20 protein-coding genes are annotated in these 20,670 nt (G+C 35.0%); 14 read left to right on the top strand and 6 right to left on the bottom strand.

What is annotated here, in order from left to right; genetic code table 11:
* Positions 1 to 19 precede the first annotated feature (19 nt).
* Positions 20 to 400 carry a transcriptional repressor gene (locus tag ABJF08_RS07590; RefSeq protein ID WP_348115505.1) on the bottom strand — a complete coding sequence of 127 codons (381 nt, stop codon included), beginning with the start codon at positions 398 to 400 and terminating at the stop codon, positions 20 to 22.
* Between the two features lie 83 nt (positions 401 to 483).
* On the opposite strand from ABJF08_RS07590, the gene ABJF08_RS07585 reads away from it, so the two are divergent.
* The gene (locus ABJF08_RS07585) at positions 484 to 888 is read left to right on the top strand and encodes a MerC domain-containing protein (protein WP_348115504.1); all 405 of its coding nucleotides are present in this window, start codon (positions 484 to 486) and stop codon (positions 886 to 888) included.
* Positions 881 to 1,549, top strand: a complete 669-nt coding sequence (gene folE / locus ABJF08_RS07580) for a GTP cyclohydrolase I FolE (protein ID WP_348115503.1) — start codon at positions 881 to 883, stop codon at positions 1,547 to 1,549. The genes ABJF08_RS07585 and folE overlap by 8 nt, the downstream gene beginning before the upstream one ends.
* 170 nt (positions 1,550 to 1,719) lie before the next feature.
* On the opposite strand, the gene ABJF08_RS07575 is transcribed toward folE, so the two are convergent.
* From ABJF08_RS07575 to ABJF08_RS07565, 3 genes are all read right to left on the bottom strand, one after another.
* Positions 1,720 to 3,177 (bottom strand): aminoacyl-histidine dipeptidase, encoded by a 1,458-nt coding sequence (locus ABJF08_RS07575; RefSeq protein WP_348115502.1) that lies wholly within the window; start codon positions 3,175 to 3,177, stop codon positions 1,720 to 1,722.
* A gap of 96 nt (positions 3,178 to 3,273) precedes the next feature.
* Complete coding sequence (gene mnmD, locus ABJF08_RS07570; RefSeq protein WP_348115501.1) at positions 3,274 to 3,957, bottom strand: tRNA (5-methylaminomethyl-2-thiouridine)(34)-methyltransferase MnmD; 684 nt, start codon at positions 3,955 to 3,957, stop codon at positions 3,274 to 3,276.
* Positions 3,958 to 4,512 carry a DUF4920 domain-containing protein gene (locus ABJF08_RS07565; protein ID WP_348115500.1) on the bottom strand — a complete coding sequence of 185 codons (555 nt, stop codon included), beginning with the start codon at positions 4,510 to 4,512 and terminating at the stop codon, positions 3,958 to 3,960. It lies immediately after the preceding gene.
* Between the two features lie 246 nt (positions 4,513 to 4,758).
* Between ABJF08_RS07565 and ABJF08_RS07560 the strand changes: the two genes are divergently transcribed.
* The 6 genes from ABJF08_RS07560 to ABJF08_RS07535 all read left to right on the top strand — a co-directional run bounded on the left by ABJF08_RS07560 (position 4,759) and on the right by ABJF08_RS07535 (position 12,963).
* Positions 4,759 to 5,820 (top strand): branched-chain amino acid aminotransferase, encoded by a 1,062-nt coding sequence (locus ABJF08_RS07560; protein WP_348115499.1) that lies wholly within the window; start codon positions 4,759 to 4,761, stop codon positions 5,818 to 5,820.
* Between the two features lie 145 nt (positions 5,821 to 5,965).
* Positions 5,966 to 8,956 carry a T9SS type B sorting domain-containing protein gene (locus tag ABJF08_RS07555; RefSeq protein WP_348115498.1) on the top strand — a complete coding sequence of 997 codons (2,991 nt, stop codon included), beginning with the start codon at positions 5,966 to 5,968 and terminating at the stop codon, positions 8,954 to 8,956.
* A gap of 71 nt (positions 8,957 to 9,027) precedes the next feature.
* Positions 9,028 to 11,028, top strand: a complete 2,001-nt coding sequence (uvrB, locus tag ABJF08_RS07550) for an excinuclease ABC subunit UvrB (RefSeq protein WP_348115496.1) — start codon at positions 9,028 to 9,030, stop codon at positions 11,026 to 11,028.
* A 105-nt stretch (positions 11,029 to 11,133) separates the two neighbouring features.
* A complete protein-coding gene (locus tag ABJF08_RS07545) occupies positions 11,134 to 12,051 on the top strand; it encodes a septum formation inhibitor Maf (protein WP_348115493.1) in 918 nt (305 codons plus the stop codon).
* Complete coding sequence (locus tag ABJF08_RS07540; protein WP_348115492.1) at positions 12,048 to 12,599, top strand: mechanosensitive ion channel domain-containing protein; 552 nt, start codon at positions 12,048 to 12,050, stop codon at positions 12,597 to 12,599. Before ABJF08_RS07545 ends, ABJF08_RS07540 begins: the two co-directional genes overlap by 4 nt.
* Positions 12,600 to 12,639: 40 nt before the next feature.
* Complete coding sequence (locus ABJF08_RS07535) at positions 12,640 to 12,963, top strand: translation initiation factor (protein WP_298956361.1); 324 nt, start codon at positions 12,640 to 12,642, stop codon at positions 12,961 to 12,963.
* A 187-nt stretch (positions 12,964 to 13,150) separates the two neighbouring features.
* Here the strand turns inward: ABJF08_RS07535 and ABJF08_RS07530 are convergent, their stop codons facing one another.
* Both ABJF08_RS07530 and ABJF08_RS07525 read right to left on the bottom strand, forming a co-directional pair.
* On the bottom strand, positions 13,151 to 13,438 hold the full coding sequence (locus ABJF08_RS07530) for a 4a-hydroxytetrahydrobiopterin dehydratase (RefSeq protein ID WP_104514769.1): 288 nt from the start codon (positions 13,436 to 13,438) through the stop codon (positions 13,151 to 13,153).
* A 7-nt stretch (positions 13,439 to 13,445) separates the two neighbouring features.
* Entirely contained in the window at positions 13,446 to 13,631 is a 186-nt protein-coding gene (locus ABJF08_RS07525) for a CsbD family protein (protein ID WP_348115491.1), read from the bottom strand.
* Between the two features lie 121 nt (positions 13,632 to 13,752).
* On the opposite strand from ABJF08_RS07525, the gene ABJF08_RS07520 reads away from it, so the two are divergent.
* The 6 genes from ABJF08_RS07520 to ABJF08_RS07495 all read left to right on the top strand — a co-directional run bounded on the left by ABJF08_RS07520 (position 13,753) and on the right by ABJF08_RS07495 (position 20,217).
* A complete protein-coding gene (locus ABJF08_RS07520) occupies positions 13,753 to 14,505 on the top strand; it encodes an autotransporter outer membrane beta-barrel domain-containing protein (protein WP_348115490.1) in 753 nt (250 codons plus the stop codon).
* 225 nt (positions 14,506 to 14,730) lie between these two features.
* Entirely contained in the window at positions 14,731 to 15,198 is a 468-nt protein-coding gene (locus ABJF08_RS07515) for an SRPBCC family protein (protein ID WP_348115489.1), read from the top strand.
* A 52-nt stretch (positions 15,199 to 15,250) separates the two neighbouring features.
* Positions 15,251 to 15,946 carry an SDR family oxidoreductase gene (locus ABJF08_RS07510; RefSeq protein WP_348115488.1) on the top strand — a complete coding sequence of 232 codons (696 nt, stop codon included), beginning with the start codon at positions 15,251 to 15,253 and terminating at the stop codon, positions 15,944 to 15,946.
* A 7-nt stretch (positions 15,947 to 15,953) separates the two neighbouring features.
* On the top strand, positions 15,954 to 17,279 hold the full coding sequence (locus ABJF08_RS07505; protein ID WP_348115487.1) for a deoxyribodipyrimidine photo-lyase: 1,326 nt from the start codon (positions 15,954 to 15,956) through the stop codon (positions 17,277 to 17,279).
* A 359-nt stretch (positions 17,280 to 17,638) separates the two neighbouring features.
* On the top strand, positions 17,639 to 19,045 hold the full coding sequence (locus tag ABJF08_RS07500) for a S41 family peptidase (RefSeq protein ID WP_348115486.1): 1,407 nt from the start codon (positions 17,639 to 17,641) through the stop codon (positions 19,043 to 19,045).
* Positions 19,046 to 19,197: 152 nt separating this feature from the next.
* Positions 19,198 to 20,217, top strand: a complete 1,020-nt coding sequence (locus ABJF08_RS07495; protein ID WP_348115485.1) for a hypothetical protein — start codon at positions 19,198 to 19,200, stop codon at positions 20,215 to 20,217.
* Positions 20,218 to 20,670: the final 453 nt, after the last annotated feature.

Raw genomic sequence — 20,670 nt, 5'->3', positions numbered from 1 at the left:
CGATTAATTTTTTATAATCTTAAGCAGCGCACGCTTCACACTTACCTTGAATTAATAACTGTGAGAATAAGACCTCGCGATTAGGTATTTCTGGAATATTTACATGAATATGGAGACAGTCTACTGTACCACAGCTCAAACATTGAAAATGAGGATGGAAATCTTTGTGAACAGATTTTGTACAACCTTTACATTTTGCATACCATTTCACACCGTCAAAACCTAAAAAGGAATGCAAAACACCATCATCTTCTAGCTTATCTAACACTCTATAAATAGTTGTTTTATTAATCTGAGTATCTAAACGTTTAATTAAATCTACCGCAGATATCGCATTAGATTCTTGCTCAAATTCATTAAGTAATAAGTCTATAGATGCTGTTTTTCTTATAATTCCCATGTTACAAATTTATTAAAACTAAGTTGCATTAACAAATAAATATTCTATATTTGCAACTCGGTTGCATTAACGAGAATGACTATATGAGATTATTATTACCTAAACCAGACATAGTAGGCGCTGCTGTGAGTATGCTATGTGTTATACATTGCGCTATTACCCCATTGTTATTCTTATCACATGCCGCAGCAATGAGTCAGGATATTTCTAAACCTATCTGGTGGTCCAACCTGGATTATTTATTTATTATTATATCCTTTTTTTCTATATATCATGCTACTCAAAATACAAATAGAAAAATCATGAAACCACTTTTATGGGCAAATTGGTGTGTTCTTTTGTTTCTTATAGGTAATGAAAAAATAGAAGCATTCTCAATACCAGAAACTATAACCTACATAACTGCTACTGTACTGGCTGTATTACATATATATAATTTGAAATACTGTCAATGTAAGAATGATAAATGCTGTACTAATAATGGATAAAAAAGAAATAGAAATAGAATTAATAGGTGATAATCATATATCTTATAATACTGATACACCTCTGTTACCTACTGCATTTGATAAGACTGATGCAGAAAAGATGAAAAGCATAGAATTTCATTTTGGAGAAATAATGAAAGAACTAGGTCTGGATTTAACTGATGATAGTTTATCAGGTACACCTTATCGAGTTGCCAAAATGTATGTAAAGGAGTTATTTTCTGGTTTAAATCCTAAGAATAAACCTAAGTTATCTGTCTTTGATAATAAATATGGATATAACAAAATGCTCGTAGATCAAAACATTAATATTGATTCTGCCTGTGAGCATCATTTTTTACCCATAACTGGATTTGCACATGTTGCGTACATTCCAAAGGATAAAGTTATAGGCTTGTCTAAAATTAATAGACTGGTAGATTTTTATGCAAGACGTCCACAAGTGCAAGAAAGACTTTCTATACAAATTCTTAAGGATTTACAAGAATCTCTAGATACAGAAGATGTAATCGTTATGATAAGTGCTAAGCATTTATGCGTGTCTTCTAGAGGTATTAAAGATAAGAATAGCACAACTACTACATTAGTGTATGGTGGTTGTTTTGAAAAGAAACAATATAGAGCTGATTTTTTAAATATAATTGATCAGCCATCTGCTTAACATAGAGATCTATCCAAATATGTTGTTGTTTTTTATCATCACTTCTCCCTACAAGTGTGAATTGGCACTTTAAATAAGTGTTAGTTACCAATTGGATCTTTAATTAGGTAGATTCAAGCTATGAAAAAAGCCCTTGATTTCTCAAGGGCTTTTGATCGTTATAAAACCAATTATGCTTTTGGTATTTCTTTTAAGATTTCTAAAAGGAATTTCCAGAATTTCTGAACAGATTTAATCTCTACACGTTCATCTGGGCTGTGCGCTCCTCTTATGTTAGGACCGAACGATATCATATCTAGACCAGGATAACGTTCTCCTAAAAGACCACATTCTAGTCCTGCGTGACAGGCTACTACCCTAGGTTCATGATTAAAAAGCTCACTATATTTTGCTTTTGCTATTTCTAGCACTGCACTATTTGCATTAGGCTGCCATCCTGGATAATGTCCAGAAAGCTTAGTAGTCATTTGTGCTAGTTCCATTACGGCAACTATACTACTAGCAAGATCCTCCTTAGAACTATCCACAGACGATCTTGTAAGACAGGCTATCTGTAATTTTGAATCTTCTAAGGTTACACGCGCTAGATTATTAGACGTTTCTACCAGTCCATCTATATCTGGACTCATGCGGTACACACCATTATGAATTCCTAATAGTGTATATACTAGTGTGCGACTATCTTCTTGAGTTAACACAGCTGCATTAGGAGCATCTTCAAAAGAAATAGTAATATTTGCTTCTAGAGATTTATACTCGTCTAAGATTGCTTCTTTACAAGATTGAAATGCATTGAGCATAGAATTTAAATCACTCTCTAAAAAACTTACTACTGTTACTGCTTCTCTAGGAATAGCATTTCTCAAACTACCACCTTTAATAGATTGAAAATGAACTGCACCTTTCTTCTGCATGGCATCTAGAAGTCTTGCTATCATCTTATTTGCATTACCTAAACCTTTTATAATGTCCATACCACTATGACCACCATTAAGACCTTTTACAGTAATTTTCTTTGATAGATAAGTAGCATCTACGTCGCTAGTAGAATAAGTCTTTGTAGCGGTAATATCTACGCCACCTGCACAACCTATATCTATCTCGTCATCTTCTTCTGTATCTAGGTTCAATAGAATTTGAGAAGTAAGAATGTTTTTATCTAATTCTTTAGCTCCTGTCATTCCAGTTTCTTCGTCTATAGTAAACAAAGCCTCTATGGCAGGGTGTGCTATATCGCTTGAAGAAAGTACAGCCATAATCGCTGCAACACCTATACCGTTATCAGCACCTAGTGTAGTACCACGCGCTTTAATAATATCTCCTTCTACAAACATGTCTATTCCTTCTGTTAAGAAATCAAAGTCTGTATCGTTATTTTTTTGATGTACCATATCCAGATGCGACTGCATGATGATACTTTTGCGATCTTCCATTCCTGGAGTAGCGGCTTTTTTAATAATCACATTACCTATAGCATCTTCCATAACCATAAGGTCATGTTGTTTTGCAAACTCTACCATAAAAGCACGTACACGTTCTTCTTTTTTAGAAGGTCGCGGTACAGCATTTAAATCTGCAAAATGATTCCATAATACCTGTGGTTCTTGTTTTCTTACTTCTTTAGACATAAAAATGTATGATTTTTTGCAAATGTAAAGCTACTTAAGAAGTTGTTGCCCTAACTATTTGCTAAATGATTGTTGATTTATAAGTTACTACTGGAATTATAGACTCTTAGTAGCTCTTAGCATTTCTCTCTTTCCTGGTGGTCCTGGTAAACGTTCTACTATAAAACCTACCGATTGCATATTGCGCCTCACCTGCCCTGCTGCGCAATAGGTAGTCAGAACTCCATTACTTTTTAAAGCATCATATGTTGCTTTGAAAATATCTACGGTCCACAATTCTGGTTGTGTACCTGGACCGAAAGCGTCAAAATAGATCAAATCAAAAGAATCTTGATCTGCTATTTGCTCAAAAGTTTTTTGCTCCTTTTTTAAAGAGAAGTGATTGCTAATTTGATGATGTTCTTCCCAACTGCATCGATGCATATGATCATACATCTCTTCATTACCTAGTAAATTACCATAATCCATAGCTTTTACCTCTTCTTCATTAACAGGATATGCCTCTACTGCTGTATATTCTACCGGTGTCTTAGAATCATGTAATGCAGTTACCATAGCATTAAGACCTGTACCAAATCCATATTCTAGAATCTTGAGAGGATTTTGTTGAAAGTTACGCTTTCGCGAAAGCGAGACCTCTAAAAAATGTTCTAGACCAGTATCTATAAAAACATGAAGCGCCTCTTGCAAGGCGCCATGTCTAGAATGATATTGTTCATTGAGATCGGGCATATGGATCGTTTTTGATCCATCTTGTGTAGTCATGATCTCACGTTTCATTTATTCTTCTGTATTTGCTACTCCTTCTACATCTGGATTGTCAAATTTCTCAACAAGCGCTCCATCTGCTACAAAGCTTAACGTAACTTCTTCTTCTGTGATAGCTGCTATCTCTTCTTTAGATTTCCCAGCATCTTCAGCATAATGGCGTAATTCTTCTACTGGTGTAACGTTTTTATAAGCCTTACCACTCAAGATCACCTCTTTTCCTTTACCGTTTTTAGGTAAAAAGAAACCATAGTCTTTAAATTTTACAGTGGCAGCCTGGTCACCTACTGGTAATTTAATCCAGCATCCTTTCTTTACGCATACGTCTGCAATCATACCTTTTACTTTTACAGCAGTAGTGTCTCCTACAGTCATACCATCATAGATAGTTCTTAACTCCATCGCATCGATTACATCTTTATCTGTAATTTTTGCTCCATAATCTAGATAAGCCATCTCTTCTACTTGCTCGTCATTTACAGCAGGCATATCTTCTTCTACTTCTTTCTGTTCTTTACATGCTACTAATAGAGACAATGCAAAAAATCCAATAATTAATCTTTTCATAGTGGTTATAGTTTTAATAGTTAGGAATAAATTGTAATCATTTATTTAATATTCAAGTAGTTAATCAAAAACACTTTTTTATTAGAATGATTTTTTTAAATAATCCCTGATAAATACTTCAAAATACAATTAACTAAAATTTGCAGATAACTGTATAAAAATGTTTACAATTAATACAAATTTAAGAATTCGTTGACATAATATCGATGCACTATTGAAGTATATTCGCAAAAATAATAAACCACCATGACAAAGACTCACGAAATCGTTATAGATAAGGTAAATGAATCTAAAATCAACTCGATAGATTTTAGCAATTTAACCTTTGGAAAGACCTTTACAGACCACATGTTGGAATGTACATGGCGCGATGGAGAATGGCATACTGCAGAAATTAAACCTTATGGTCCTATTCAAGTAGAACCTAGTTGTAAAGTATTTCACTATGGTCAGGCTATTTTTGAAGGTATGAAAGCCTTTAAAGATGCTCAAGGAGATGTATTTCTTTTTAGACCAGAAGATAACTGGATACGTTTTAATGAAAGTGCAAAGCGACTTGCTATGCCAGAAGTACCTAAAGAGGTATTCATGGAAGGACTTAAGCAACTTGTAAACCTAGATAAAGAATGGGTAAGATATGGAGAAGGACTTTCTTTATACTTAAGACCGTTTATGATCGCTAGTGAAAATGGAGTTGCTGCTGCACCAGGTACAGAATATAAGTTTATGATTATTATGTCACCAGCATTTGCTTACTATAAAGGTGATGTGCGTGTTAAAATCGCTTCAGAATTTTCTAGGGCTGCTGACGGTGGTGTAGGATATGCTAAAGCTGCTGGTAACTATGCTGCAAGTTTCTATCCAAATAACCTTGCTCTAGAAGAAGGTTACCAACAAATCATATGGACAGACGCTGCCACTCATGAATACTTAGAAGAAGCTGGTACGATGAATATTTTTGTTAGAATAGGCGATAAATTACTTACTGCTCCTAACAATGATCGTATTCTTAACGGTGTAACGCGTAGAAGCATCATGCAAATGGCAAAAGACCATGGTATTACTGTTGAAGAAAGAAGAGTTTCTGTAAAAGAACTTACTGCTGCTGCAAAAGACGGTAGTCTAAAAGAGATTTTTGGTACTGGAACAGCTGCTGTTATTGTACCGATCAAAGGTTACAAACATGAAGACTTTAAATTTGAACTTCCGACACTAGAAAGTTCTTATGCTACTCTATTAATGGGAGCATTAAAAGATATACAATACAACCGCGCTGAAGATCAACATGGCTGGAGAGTTAAAATCTAATCATACCTCATAAGATTATTTAAATGCTCACTTTTATAAAGTGAGCATTTTTTTTGTTTGAAATATCACAATAGCTTCGTAATCTACTTTATAAGATTTTGTATCTTTCACTCTACTATATACCAACTGTTTAATTATTATAAAGTTGAAAAAACTATTTGTTCTCTTAAGCCTTTTTCTAACTACTATTTGCTGGTCTCAAAATCAGGCCAATTGGTGGTTCTTTGGTTCTAACGCTGGTATAGATTTCAATAGCGGTGTGGCTATACCCAATAATGTTGGTGAACTTGATACAATAGAAGGCTGTTCTGCTATATCAGACGCTTGTGGTGGCTTACTTTTCTATACAGATGGTATTACGGTATGGAATAGCAATCACACTGTTATGCCTAATGGTAACGGATTGTTTGGTGATCCATCCAGCACACAGTCTGCCATAGTTATTCCTTTACCCAATAATCCTGATCTCTATTACATCTTTACCATCTCTATACTTAATTTTAGTGCTGGAAGTTCAAGAACTGGTCTATATTATTCTGTAGTGGATATGAATTTAGATAGTGGATCTGGTGATATAATTACAACTCAAAAAAACATTCCGTTATTAGCAGATGGTTCTGAGAAGTTATTTGCTGCCGTTTCTTCAAATGGTCTGGACGCATGGATTGTCACCTATGCAGAGCGTATTTCTGGTAGTGGTAGTTTTGATCAGTTTTATGCTTTTAAATTAACTCCTAGTGGTATAGATTTATCGGCAACGGTATTATCGCAAAGTACTGCTACTAGAACAACCGATAAACGTGGTTATTTAAGAGTATCACCAGATGGTAGTAAAGTAGCTATGATGACTCAAAATTATGTAAATCCTAGTATTACTTTTGAATCTGGTGTTGGTGCCTGGCTTTTTGACTTTGATAACGCTACAGGAAGAGTTAGTAATCCTACTAGATTAAATTTCCCTGCAGGGTATCAAGCATATGGAACAGAATTCTCTCTAGACTCTAGACTGGTTTATGTAGATCTCAATACTTTAGGAAGCGGAATCGTAGCGGCAGAAAGACTTTTACTTCAATACGATACCACTGCTGCTAACTTTCAAGATAATCCGGTTACTATTTATCAAAGTAATACAAATGATTCTAGAGACGATACCATGCGTGGTGCTTTACAAATTGCACCTGATAAAAAAATATATTATACGAGAGATGAAGAGCCATGGCTAGCGGTAATTAATAACCCTAACGGCATAGGTCCTGCGAGCAATTTTGTTTACGATGGTCTTGCACTGACTCCAGGAACCACAGGAAATGAAGGATTACCTCCTTTTTACAATGCGTTTTTTAACCCTTCTTTTTCGGTAGTAGAAGGTTGTAGTACGGCTCCTACTCAATTCATAGCAGACGATATTGCTACCTGTCCTAACAATTCTGTTTTATGGGATTTTGGTGATCCTGCAAGTGCGGTTAATAATACGTCCACACAAATTAATCCAACTCATATTTATGCCACAGCTGGCAGTTACACCATAAATCTAACCATCTCCACACCTGCAGAGGTTTTTAACGCTACCAGAACAATTACCATCGTAGATACTCCAGTTATACAAACGGTAAATGATATTGAGTTGTGTGATGATATTTCAAATGATGACTTTTCTCCCATAGATTTCACGACTGTTAGAACGCAAGCCCTAGGTTCTCAAAGTCCTACTACTTTTGATGTAACCATTCACTCGAGCATCGCAGACGCAAATGCAGATTTTAATGCCTTATCTGATAATGACATCCTGTCCAGTGGAGATTATTATGTGCGTATAGATAATAGAGTGTCCAATGGTTGCTACGTCACTACACCATTCCAAGTGAGAATTGCAGCACTTCCAGTTCCTACGACAGTAGATAATTTGATCTTGTGTGACGATTTTAGTAACGATGGTGTAGAGTCTTTTGACCTAGAAGCAGCAGCTATTCAAGGTTTAGGCAGTCAGGACGCTAGCTTATTTAACTACAGCTTTTTTCTATCTCAAAATGATGCAGATCTCAATCAAAATCCCATCAACACGCCGTACGATAATACTTCAAATGCAGAAGTGATCTTTATACGTTATGAGAATAATACAAACGACACTTGTTACGCTACCGCTTCTTTTAATCTTCAAATAGTATTACAACCTAGCATTCCTGTTTTAGAAGACTTTACTATTTGTGACGATACTTCTAGAGATCTTACAGAGCTATTTGACTTATCTACATTAATCAATACTATAGAAAACACACAATTGGGTAATCTTACTACCACTTTTCACAGTTCTCAGTTAGACGCTCAAATGGATGTCAATCTTTTAAATACTGGTTATACGAACACTTTACCACAAGAGGTAATTTGGGTGCGATTAGAAAATAATGATCTAATAACCTGTTATGACGTACAACCATTAAACATTGAAGTATTTCCTAAACCCATTGTCCAGACCACACCAGATTTATTTAAATGTATAGCTGACCAGGTGACTATTACTGCCACCGCAGGGTTTTCTAGTTATTTATGGAATACTGGTGAGACCACAGCTAGTATTAACGTCTCTGAAGAAGGTGTTTATACCGTTACTGCAATAGATAGTAATGGTTGTGACGACACCACTTCTACCACGGTTACTAACTACTTACCCACGCAAATTATAGATGTAGAAATAGAACAATTCACTTTAAGTTCTAACCGTATAGAAATTACGGCTATAGGTGATGGTCCTTTTGAATACAGCATCGATAATTTCTTTTATCAAAATAGCAATGTTTTCACTGATTTACTACCTGGTTTTTATACCGTTTATGTGAGAGATAAAAATGGCTGTGATCTAATAACTGCGCCAGCAACTATTATTGCAGCACCACCATTTTTTACACCTAACCAAGATGGTTTTAACGATTACTGGCAAGTGACCGCTATAGTATCAGAGCCAGATGCACAGATATTCATTTTTAATCGTTTTGGTAAACTGCTCAAACAACTCAGCCCAGTAGGTCCTGGTTGGGATGGAACTTATAATGGCAATCCTTTACCTAGTTCAGATTATTGGTACCGCGTAGAACTTATCGATGGCCGCAGCTTTAAGGGGCATTTCTCTCTAAAAAGATAAACTAATCATTGTAGTTATTTTAACCTCGCTTTCGCGAAAGCGGAATTACAAAAATCTTATTTTTACAGTTCATGGATTTTAATATTGTATCAGAGTTTTCTCCTACTGGAGATCAACCGCAGGCCATTAAACAATTAGTGGAAGGCATAGAGGCTAATGAGAAATTTCAAACCCTACTAGGTGTTACTGGTAGTGGTAAAACGTTTACGGCTGCAAACGTGATTCAAGAAGTACGGAAACCTACTCTAGTTTTATGTCATAATAAAACGCTAGCGGCTCAATTGTACTCAGAGTTTAAAGATTTTTTTCCAGATAATGCCGTAGAATATTTTGTATCCTACTATGATTATTATCAGCCAGAGGCATTTATTCCTTCTAGCGGTACGTATATCGAGAAAGATCTTTCTATTAATGAAGATATAGAAAAGATGCGATTGAGTACCACCTCTTCCCTACTTTCTGGACGTCGTGACATTATCGTTGTGGCATCTGTTTCCTGTCTTTATGGTATAGGTAACCCTGTAGAATTTCAGAAAAACGTCGTTAGAATTAAAAAAGATGAGGTGATTGCGAGAACCACGTTGCTACATAGACTGGTACAGTCGCTATATTCTAGAACTACTGCAGAGTTTAACCGCGGTAATTTTAGAATTAATGGTGATACACTAGACGTGTTCCCTAGTTATGCAGACACTTGTTTTAGAATCCACTTTTTTGGAGACGAGATAGAAGATATAGAACGTTTTAATCCTGTAGATGGTAGAGTCCTTGAGAAGTTTGATCAAATTACCATCTATCCTGCAAATATGTTTGTGACTTCTCCAGACATACTGCAAGGTGCTATACATTCTATCCAAGAAGATCTGGTAAAACAGACCGATTATTTTAAGGAAATAGGAAAACCTTTAGAAGCCAAAAGACTGGAGGAACGTACTGAATTTGACTTAGAAATGATACGAGAGTTAGGTTATTGTTCTGGTATTGAAAATTACAGTCGTTATCTAGACGGTCGTTTACCTGGTACGAGACCTTTCTGTTTATTAGATTTCTTTCCAGATGATTACTTAATGATCATTGATGAGAGTCACGTGAGTGTACCTCAAGTAGGCGCTATGTATGGTGGCGATAGATCGCGTAAAGAAAACCTAGTCGATTACGGTTTTAGATTACCAGCTGCCATGGATAACCGTCCATTAAAGTTTGAAGAATTTGAAGCCTTACAAAACCAAGTGGTATACGTAAGCGCTACTCCTGCCGATTATGAATTGGCACAAAGTGATGGTGTAGTCGTAGAACAGATTATAAGACCTACAGGTTTATTAGATCCGGTTATAGAGGTACGTCCTAGCCAGAATCAAATAGATGACCTGGTAGAAGAAATAAGATTGCGAGAAGAACGTGATGAACGTGTTCTTATCACAACGCTAACAAAACGCATGGCCGAAGAGCTTACTAAATACCTAACGCGCATTAATATAAGATGTCGTTATATCCATAGTGATGTAGATACACTAGAACGTGTAGAGATATTATCTGACTTGCGTCGTGGGGTGTTTGATGTTCTTATAGGTGTAAACTTATTAAGAGAAGGACTGGATTTACCTGAAGTATCTCTAGTAGCTATTCTAGATGCGGATAAAGAAGGTTTTTTACGTAATCAACGTTCTCTAACTCAAACTATAGGTCGTGCAGCACGTAATGTGAATGGACTCGCTATCCTATATGCCGATAAAATTACAGAGAGCATGCAAAAAACCATAGACCAGACAGAATACCGTCGTTCTAAGCAAATTGCATATAATGAGGAAAATGGTTTAAAACCTACCGCAATAAAGAAAAAGCTAGAAACAGCATTATACCGCAAAAATGCTGCGACCTATGCCATAGAAGAAACGCTATCTCTTAAAGCAGCAGAGGAAGAGGCAGAATACCTTTCTAAAGCACAACTAGAAAAGAAAATAAGAGAAACTCGTAAAATGATGGAAAAAGCAGCTAAAGAACTGGATTTTATGGAAGCAGCAAAATTGAGAGATCAAATCAAAATGATGCAAGAAAAAGTAAAAACAGCTTAACCATTAAGATCATCTTCTAGACATCGCTCATATATTTGCCTTGTTTATAGAATTTTATAACACATATAAAGATCATAAAAATTACATTTGTTTAAAATTATAGCTATGAAATATTTTTTAATTTGTGCTGTCGCTCTTACCATACTTTCTTGTGATACTAAGGTACACGTAGAAAGCAATGGAGAAACTATTATAGGTGAAGATCCTCTAGAAACATTAGAAAACAGAGAATTAAGTCAAGAGTTCAAAGATTATTGGTACAGTGGAGAAGCAGAGATTTCTAGTTATGATCTTAGTCAGGCGAGATATGGCGAGATTAGAGAAGGAACCGCTGTAATGATTTTTGTAACAGAATCTTTTGATAAAAAAGACCAGGTAAAAGCAGACCAAGCAAACGACTCTAACAGACCGGTTCTTAAATTCAATGCCACTCGTGATTTTAATACAGGTATCTACCCTTATCATATCATGAGCAGTACTTTTTTTCCTCTAGATAAAAAAGACAACGCCATTAAAATAGCGAGCAGCATTCAAGAATGGTGTGGACAGACGTATATGCAATTAAATCAAGATGGTGATGAGTATGAAGTTATGCTTCACTCCTATTTTCAAAGTGAAGGAAATGATGATTTTGAGATAGAAAACGTCATGACAGAAAATCAAATCGCAGCACAGTTAAGACTAGATCCTCAGGCTATGCCTACTGGTGCGATTAAAATAATACCTAGTACAGAATTTTTAAGACTTAAACATGTTGAGACTAAAGCTTATGATGCTATAGCAAAATTAAGTGAGATGGAAGATGGCTTTTTATACAGCGTTAAGTTTACAGATTTAGGTAGAACTATTGCTTTTAAAACAGAAAAAACATCTCCATACCGCATTCTATCCTGGATGGATCGTTATAAAGATGGATCTACACCTATGGTTTCTACAGGTACTTTAAAGAAGTCCATTAAATCTGCTTACTGGGGCAAAAATGCAAACAAAGATTCTGTCTTGAGAGATAGTCTAGGAATATGAGAGAATACTTTTCAAAACCAGAGGTTCTTTTAACGATTTCTTTTCTGCTGGGTACATTTATCATTCACCGCATAATTATATGGAGTGCGGCTAAGTTATCTCAGAAAATTTATCGATCAGAATTGCGCAAGCAGTATTTAAAAAGATACACCGGTTATATAATCTGGACCATATGCATCATTGCTATTATTCTAGTATGGGGTTTTAATACCAAAGGCTTTTTTGTCGCACTAGGTTCTACATTTGCCGTAGTAGGTGTTGCTTTGTTTGCCAGCTGGAGTATTTTAAGCAACATTACGGCTAGTTTTATTCTCTACTTTACGTTTCCCTATAAAATAGGAGATCGCATACGTATACACGATAAAGACTTGCCAGTTACTGCTGTTATAAGCGATATAAAAGGTTTTTACACCTTATTAGAAACGGACGAGGGCGAGTTAATTACCTACCCTAATAACTTGTTGTTACAAAAAGGAGTTTCTATCTTACAAGATAAAAAAGGTTCTATTTTTGATATCACTGACGATAGTGTAGATAGAACCGTTTAAAAAAAATTTACTTATTAAATTTGCTATATAAAGTACCCTTATGGATTTAAGTGATCAATTAAAAAACCTTTTCCCAGAACACGATTTTAAAGAAGAAGAACAACCAGAAAAGAGTAATATCTGGTTGCAAGAAGATCCTTTAGAATGTAAATTTGAAAAACGTAAAGGAAAAGTAAATACCGTAATAGCTGGATATACCGGCGCCACTGCCGACTTTAAAATTCTAGCCAAAGAACTTAAAACACAACTAGGTGTAGGCGGTAGTTTTAAAAACGACCAGATTATCATACAAGGTGATTACCGCGATCGCATCATGGAAATGCTCAAAGAAAAAGGCTTTAAAGTAAAACGTGTAGGTGGTTAGAAACTGTATTTTTTAACTTCATCTCTCACGTTTTTCTGCAATAGCTATTAAACGAGTTCATATTACATGGTCTAAATGAGACTGTAGTCGTTGACTTAAGTATATTTAAGCAATAAGATTCTAAAACATAAAAAAACTCCTTAATCACAATCGATCAAGGAGTTTTAATTTTTTAAGGTTTTATACCTTACTCGTCACCTACTATGTGCTCGATGGCAGCAGCAAGTTTAAAGTCATTTTCTGTAAGACCGTTAACATCATGAGTACTTAGAGTAATCTCTAGAGTACCATAAGTGTTGTGCCAGTCTGGATGATGCTCCATTTTTTCTGCTTCTAGCGCGATGCGCGTCATTACAGAAAAGCAGTCCATAAAATTGTCAAATTCAAATGTAGTGTGGATCGCATCATCATAATAATCCCATCCTTCTACATTTTCTAAATGCTTTTCTACTTGTGCTTCAGTTAATTTTTCCATTGCTGTATTATTTATCGTCAAAGGTATTTTTTATTTTCCTTTTAGCCTCACCTATTCCCTCTTCTATTTTTCCTTTTATTTGATCAGTTTTTCCTTCAGCCTCCGTAGATGAATCGTTAGTGAGTTTACCGAATTCCTCTTTGGCTTTTCCTTTAGTCTGATCCCATTTTCCTTCTAGTTCCTTGTCGCTCATAACGTTGTTTTTTATTGATTTAATCTAAAAGTACAAACTCATCCTTCTTCAACTCGCCAAAAATATCTTAATCCTGCACTAAAGAATCCTTAAATAGAAATGGAACTCTTATATTTAAACCATGAAAAAGATAACCCTATTACTATTGCTATTTACCGCTGCCACTGCTATGGGACAGGCAGATTCTCTTAAAACCGAACCCTTTAAAGACGCTGTGCATTTAAGGGAAGTCCCTAGAATGAATCTTGTCATAGATCTAGGTGTTACACAACCACTATCAGATTATGGAGATGTCGCTAGATCGGGACTTAATATAGGAGCAGAATATCTGTATTATACTAACAAGCATCTAGGACTAGGTATTTCTTTAAGACACCAGTACAATGAATTCGGTTATCTAGATTTTCAAACAGACGATCGTACAGCAGCCACAGCAAACAACTGGACCAATACCTCTATAGCCATAGGACCTACCTATTCTTATACTCAAGGCAGATTTCAATTTGATGCCTTTGTAAAAGGTGGAGTTGCCTTTTTAAACAGCCCAGAGAACAGTGTCTCTCAAATAGGTATAGGAAATACACAAGTATTTTCTAGTGACGACGAGAACTCGTCCTCATCTAGTGCTTATCTAGAAGGTGGACTGCGATTCAATTACTATTTCCGTCGCAGTGTGCAACTGTTCTTCTCACCACAGTACAACACAACACTAGGTGACCCTATCGCCTACTCTTATAGAGATGACAGTTCTACGGCGCCTATACAACCCAATTTATTAAAAAAATTAAATGCCTCTAATCTTATCTTTAATGTAGGTGTAAAAATCGCTATAGGTAAAGAATACAGCAATGGAGAGTGGCGCAATGATGACTAGACGCTGGTACTACTCCTATTTATAAAACTGTTTAAATACTCTTTTTAAACCCTTTTAAGACCTAGTAACGCTAGATTTTAAAAGGGTTTTTCGTTTTCTACGACGACATAAAAACACGTTATACAGTTATTTTTATAGTCATTTTTAAAGTTGGCACAGATTTTAACAAGTCTTTATTCTAAATCTTTTGTTTAAGAGTTACCTTTATACCTTAAACAATATAACTTGAAATTAATCCAATTTTCTTCGCAGCAAAAATTACCCATCTCCATAGATAAGGCATGGGAATTTCTAACAGATGCCAATAACTTAAAACTACTCACACCGCCAGAATTAGACATGGTGGTGCAGTACGGTACAGAAAGAGGCATGTATCCTGGACAGCTTATAGAATACTCTGTAAAACCGCTACCCTTTTATAGGACTAACTGGGTGACTCACATCACACAAGTAGAAGAAGGCAAGTTTTTTGTGGACGAGCAAATGTATGGCCCCTACGCCACCTGGCACCACAAGCATTTTATTACAGAGATAGAAGGCGGCACACTCATGGAAGATTTAATACACTACCGCTTGCCATTCGGTGTACTAGGTAAATTAGGGACGCCATTAGTTAAGAAAAAGTTGGAAGAAATATTCCGCTTTCGCGAAAGCGCACTCATCAAACACTTCGGTGCATTTAAAGAAAAATAAGAGATTTTAAAATCTTTACTTAGAATAATTAGAATACCATAAAATTAAAAAAATGTCAAAAAATATATTACTTATAGGCGGTAGCCACGGAATAGGAAACGCCATCGTACAACAAATGAAAGAAGGCAATAACGTATACGTAGCCTCTAGAGAAAATGAAAATTTACCAGACGGTGTGACACACATTCCATTTGATGCGCTTACAGAAGAATTAGACACCAGTTTATTGCCAGAGTCTCTAGATGGATTCGTGTACTGTCCTGGTAGCATTAATTTAAAACCCTTTAAAATGCTCAAGCAATCGCATTTTGAAGAAGATATGGAGATCAATTTCTTCTCTTTAATAAAAGCTACCAGAACGGTTTTACCTCTATTGACTAAAAACGGTACCAGCAGCATAGTCTATTTCTCTACCGTTGCAGTAAGTACAGGAATGCCATTCCATACCAGTGTTGCCGCGGCAAAAGGTGCTATAGAAGGATATGCTCGCGCACTAGCGGCAGAGTATGCTCCTACGGTAAGAGTAAACGTTATCGCACCATCACTAGTAGACACACCACTAGCTGGCAGACTCTTAAATAACGATGCCAAAAAAGAAAAAATGGGCGACATGCACCCACTTAAACGCGTCGGTACACCAGAAGATATTGCAGGCGTTGCTGTATTTTTATTGAATCAAAGCGAGGGCTGGATTACCGGACAAGTGATAGGTGTAAACGGCGGTAAAGGTTCTTTAAATTTAGGATAAATAAACGATGAGTAAAAAGGTAAACATATTTTGGCTGCGTAGAGATTTAAGGCTCGATGATAATGTAGGACTACTAGAAGCACTTAAAGGTGATCTTCCTGTCTTGCCCCTATTCATATTTGACAGCGATATACTAGATAAATTACCAGAAGACGACGCTCGTGTTACCTTTATCCATGAACAGCTGCAACGCATGCGCACACAGCTGCAAGAAGAGCATGGCAGCTCTATTGCCATGCTCTATGGAACACCTAAAAAAATATGGGCACAATTAATTAAAGATTATCAAATAGATACCGTTTTTACTAACCATGATTATGAGCCCTATGCCCTAGAGCGCGACCTAGAGATAGATCAATTACTGGCACAACATCAGGTAGATTTTAAAACATTTAAAGATCAGGTCATTTATGAAAAAGACGAGATCACAAAGGCAGACGGTAATCCCTACGTCGTTTATACACCCTATAAAAATAAGTGGTTAGAACATTTTAGAAAAGACCACGGCAGCGGTCAGGATCAAAAATTTTATTATACCCATGACTACCTAGATAACTGCATTAAAAACAGCAGGTTGCCCAACCTATCACTTAGCGATATAGGTTTTAAAAAATCCAGTATAGAGATACCGGCCTATACCATCACACCTACACTTATAGAAGAATACGAGAACACGAGAAATTATCCAGCCATAGAAAACGGTACCTCTAGACTGGGTATTTACCTAAGATTTGGTATAGTAAGTGTGCGTAAAATGGTGCGCAAAGCAGACCTTGCAGACAACAAGACATTTCTAAGCGAGTTGATATGGAGAGAATTCTTCATGCAGATACTTTACCATTTCCCACATACCAAAGACCAGGCCTTTAAATCAAAATACGACCGCATCGAGTGGCGCAATAATGAGGCCGAATTTGAAAAATGGAAAACCGGCACCACCGGTTATGCCCTAGTAGACGCAGGTATGCGAGAATTAAACACCACCGGCCACATGCACAACCGTGTACGCATGCTAGTCGCAAGTTTTTTAATAAAACACCTATTAATAGATTGGCGCTGGGGCGAGACCTATTTTGCAGAGAAATTACTCGATTACGACCTCTCCAGTAACGTGGGCAACTGGCAGTGGGCAGCAGGCAGCGGTGTAGATGCTGCGCCCTATTTTAGAATCTTTAATCCCATTACCCAAAAAGATAAATTTGACAAAGAGCGCAACTACATAAAAGAATACGTACCAGAATACGGTACCGATAGTTATCCAGAGATGATGGTAGACCACAAGGAAGCCCGAGAGCGCTGTTTAAAAACCTATAAAGAAGCCGTTTCTCAATAAACCCATCTCCACACCATAAATCATTATAAGAATACCGCTTGCGCGAAAGCAAAACAGTAAACCACCCCATAACACCATAACACACAACCAAAAGACCAACCAATTGCGTTGGTCTTTTTTATGCCTAGAAATGATATAAGCTCTAACCGATATTAAACGTTTAATATCAAAAAGTTCTTATATACACCTAAAACCGCAATACATAGAATTTCACAAAAAAGTTCTCATATACACCCCATACGGTAGGGTTAATTAATGGTTTTTTAGTAAATTGCTCATATATAACAGTTGTAGCTAATTTTGAGAAAGTCTGTAACAATTCGAAGAATTAATCGTCTCTTAAGAAACACTTAAAGAATATGCAAAAACTATTTCTATCATTTATAATAAGTTTAATTTTCTATGGGAACTTATCTGCTCAAACAGAATTATATAATACAATATCAAAAACAGACAAAATTTATGGTCTGTCTAAATTCTGGAAAGAAGCAAATTCTAATTTTGTCTACATAAACAAAATAAACAAACAAAAATGGGAATCCGATTATATCTCATTAATTGAAAAAGTACAAGAGACAAAAAATGATTACGAATATTACCGTTTACTTCAAAAGTTTTGTGCATCATTAAAAGATGGTCATACAAATGTATGGATGCCTAAAGCCATGAGAGAAGAGTTGATATGCGATGGTGAATTTGGTAATTATCGATTATTCCTGAAAAATATTGATGGAAAAGCAATCATTACAAGGGTTAATTTAAGTAAAAAACAAGAAATCCCAATTGGAACTGAAATATTAGAAGTAAATGGAGTTTCTGTTAAAGAATACACTAATAAATTTTTAAAACCTTATATTTCAACGTCTTCAGAACATATCCTAGAAAACAGATCTATTTCTGAATTATTAAAAGCACCGGTAGGAACAGAATTCTATTTGAAATTAAGAAAACCTAATAATAGTTTAGTAAATCTTAAACTTACGTCAAAAAAAGTTGCAGAAAAAGAAGTTTATCCTTCTTTTATAAAAAGAGAATTGTTAGATTTTAAATGGGTAGATAATGAAATAGCATATGTTAGCTTGAACAGTTTTGAAAATCTAAAAATCGATTCTCTTTTTGTAGATAAGCTACCTGAAATTAAAAAAGCGAAAAAGCTTATAATTGACTTAAGATATAATGGTGGTGGAAATTCAAATATTGGTTTACAAATATTGAAATATTTGACATATGATGATGAACTCGAAAAATTAAAATCTTCCAGCCGATTACATATCCCTACTTTTAAAGCTTGGGGACTTATTTATAAACTTGAAGCAAAAGATACTTTACAAGGGACTAAAGAAAATATAAAATTATTAAGTCAAGCTTATTTAACGACAAAAGATAGTTATTTTTATAATTTTCCTTACTCTCTCAAAAAAAATGAAATAGATAAATCTGAACGTATTGTTATACCTACTGTTTTATTAATAGGAAACAATACTGCTTCAGCAGCGGAAGATTTTTTAGTTTCTGCAGATAATCAAAAACATATGACAAAAATTGGCGAGCCAACTTATGGAAGTACTGGACAACCAATGTTTTTTGATTTACCAGGTGGTGCTACAGGTAGAATTTGTACTAAAAAAGATACCTATCCAGATGGAAGAGAATTTGTTGGTTATGGAGTTCAACCAGATGTTATGGTAAAAAAAACATACCTAGACTATATAAACGATAAAGATTCAGTGTTAGATGAAGCAATAAAATATCTGAATATAGAATAAACTAGCTACAACACCGTATATAATTTATTGCTGGCTTCTTGTCTACTTACAAAAGTCCTCACGAATTTTCTGTTCGGTTTTTATTTGCTAAATTTAAGTGCTTAAACACGCAACAAACCATATACAAACACGTTAGCAAATATTAAAACCTTATGATCTTAAGACTAAAGTGTTATATTCTTAATATAGTATCTAATGAGGTAGCAAGTGAATTGAACATAAATTTTGAAAAACAAACCCTTAATGATGATTCAGAATACAAGCTTCTCGAATTTGATAAAAAAATTCATAACCAAAAAGAATATAGTATTCATAAAATTCTGAAGTCCGAAAGATATCCATATAAGAATAAATTCACACATATAATCAAAACAAAATATAATAGTGGATATAAACCAGACAACAAAGATTATGAAAAAGTAACTTTGTTTTTGAAACTTAATTATTTTGATTCAATAAAATTAAAATATATCAATAAGGATTATGATTATTTATTAAATCAAGCAAAAAAAGATTTAATCAAATACTTGATAGGAGCTGTCTTTGGTTTTTTTGGAGGAGTTTTTTTATACCCACAAAACGACGAAAATATTACTAAAAATGAACGAAAATTAGTTGAAAATGATTCGTTAATCGTAACTGAGGTAAAAAAAATAGAGAAAATAGAAATAAACAAATCATATAAATCTGAAGTTCTAATACACTCTGATTCAACAAACAATTTAAATCATTCAAAAACTTTCATACAACTACTTGAGAAAATAAAGAATGATGGTTACAAAATAGATACGATACAATCTCCTTCATCTGGATTTTTCTCATTTGATAGAGTAGCTAAAATAAATGACACGATAAGAAGTATAATAGTTCCTAATGTCAGAAAGCATTTCTTTAGTGTAAAAAGGAAATTCCCTGTAAATAAAGAAGGAAATACATATCCTAGATTTACTTTATCTGAATTGTATTTTAACACAGAAAATGAAGCTAAAAACCATAAATCTTCTATTGATTCTATAATTAACTGTACCAACAGAATTGATTTGAAAAATGAAAAGCAATATGATTATTGCGTACAATTTTCTAATAGAATTATTTACATTAATTGTGATTCAATGTATTTATCTACATTTTCAAACAATTACAAATCAACAATTGAAGAACTAGCCAAATAAATAACATTTGCTAACAAGGTATAAAAAACATAGGGCAGTATAGGCTTTCCTATAGTTCTGTGCTTATTTAGAAAGTCCGCTAAATATAAAATTTGGCGTTTATAGTAAAAAAGATAAAAGCAAAATATTTATATTTAGCTAAGTAATAAATCGTAACGAAAGTGCTTATCACCTGCCCTACATTTCTTATACTGAACGTTCAGGCCAATTACCTGCGGCCGTAGTTCTACGCTATAAAATTTTAATTTGTTTCTAATGCGAACTAAAATTACTCTACTCCATAGCCATGAAAAACACAAAGCTATCCATAGGCTAAACAAATTAACAATTTTAAGACTCCCAAACTACTAATTGGCCTGAACAGCCAAAGGTGTGAAATGCTTTGAGTCTAATAGTTTTGTACATCACAAGCAATGCTGCCACAAATAACTGGCACGAACTATGGTTTAAAGC

Origin of the sequence: Nonlabens sp., from assembly GCF_039941875.1 — a bacterium.
Taxonomy (GTDB): Bacteria; Bacteroidota; Bacteroidia; order Flavobacteriales; family Flavobacteriaceae; genus Nonlabens.
The sequence above is the reverse complement of the archived record's forward strand: the minus strand, read 5'-3'. Positions and strand labels throughout refer to the sequence as shown.

Bases quoted from the DNA above. Each gene is read 5' to 3' on its own strand.
- ABJF08_RS07590 (WP_348115505.1), bottom strand. From the start codon at position 400: ATGGGAATTATAAGAAAAACAGCATCTATAGACTTATTACTTAATGAA.
- ABJF08_RS07585 (WP_348115504.1), top strand. From the start codon at position 484: ATGAGATTATTATTACCTAAACCAGACATAGTAGGCGCTGCTGTGAGT.
- folE (WP_348115503.1), top strand. From the start codon at position 881: ATGGATAAAAAAGAAATAGAAATAGAATTAATAGGTGATAATCATATA.
- ABJF08_RS07575 (WP_348115502.1), bottom strand. From the start codon at position 3,177: ATGTCTAAAGAAGTAAGAAAACAAGAACCACAGGTATTATGGAATCAT.
- mnmD (WP_348115501.1), bottom strand. From the start codon at position 3,957: ATGAAACGTGAGATCATGACTACACAAGATGGATCAAAAACGATCCAT.
- ABJF08_RS07565 (WP_348115500.1), bottom strand. From the start codon at position 4,512: ATGAAAAGATTAATTATTGGATTTTTTGCATTGTCTCTATTAGTAGCA.
- ABJF08_RS07560 (WP_348115499.1), top strand. From the start codon at position 4,759: ATGACAAAGACTCACGAAATCGTTATAGATAAGGTAAATGAATCTAAA.
- uvrB (WP_348115496.1), top strand. From the start codon at position 9,028: ATGGATTTTAATATTGTATCAGAGTTTTCTCCTACTGGAGATCAACCG.
- ABJF08_RS07545 (WP_348115493.1), top strand. From the start codon at position 11,134: ATGAAATATTTTTTAATTTGTGCTGTCGCTCTTACCATACTTTCTTGT.
- ABJF08_RS07540 (WP_348115492.1), top strand. From the start codon at position 12,048: ATGAGAGAATACTTTTCAAAACCAGAGGTTCTTTTAACGATTTCTTTT.
- ABJF08_RS07535 (WP_298956361.1), top strand. From the start codon at position 12,640: ATGGATTTAAGTGATCAATTAAAAAACCTTTTCCCAGAACACGATTTT.
- ABJF08_RS07530 (WP_104514769.1), bottom strand. From the start codon at position 13,438: ATGGAAAAATTAACTGAAGCACAAGTAGAAAAGCATTTAGAAAATGTA.
- ABJF08_RS07525 (WP_348115491.1), bottom strand. From the start codon at position 13,631: ATGAGCGACAAGGAACTAGAAGGAAAATGGGATCAGACTAAAGGAAAA.
- ABJF08_RS07520 (WP_348115490.1), top strand. From the start codon at position 13,753: ATGAAAAAGATAACCCTATTACTATTGCTATTTACCGCTGCCACTGCT.
- ABJF08_RS07510 (WP_348115488.1), top strand. From the start codon at position 15,251: ATGTCAAAAAATATATTACTTATAGGCGGTAGCCACGGAATAGGAAAC.
- ABJF08_RS07505 (WP_348115487.1), top strand. From the start codon at position 15,954: ATGAGTAAAAAGGTAAACATATTTTGGCTGCGTAGAGATTTAAGGCTC.
- ABJF08_RS07500 (WP_348115486.1), top strand. From the start codon at position 17,639: ATGCAAAAACTATTTCTATCATTTATAATAAGTTTAATTTTCTATGGG.
- ABJF08_RS07495 (WP_348115485.1), top strand. From the start codon at position 19,198: ATGATCTTAAGACTAAAGTGTTATATTCTTAATATAGTATCTAATGAG.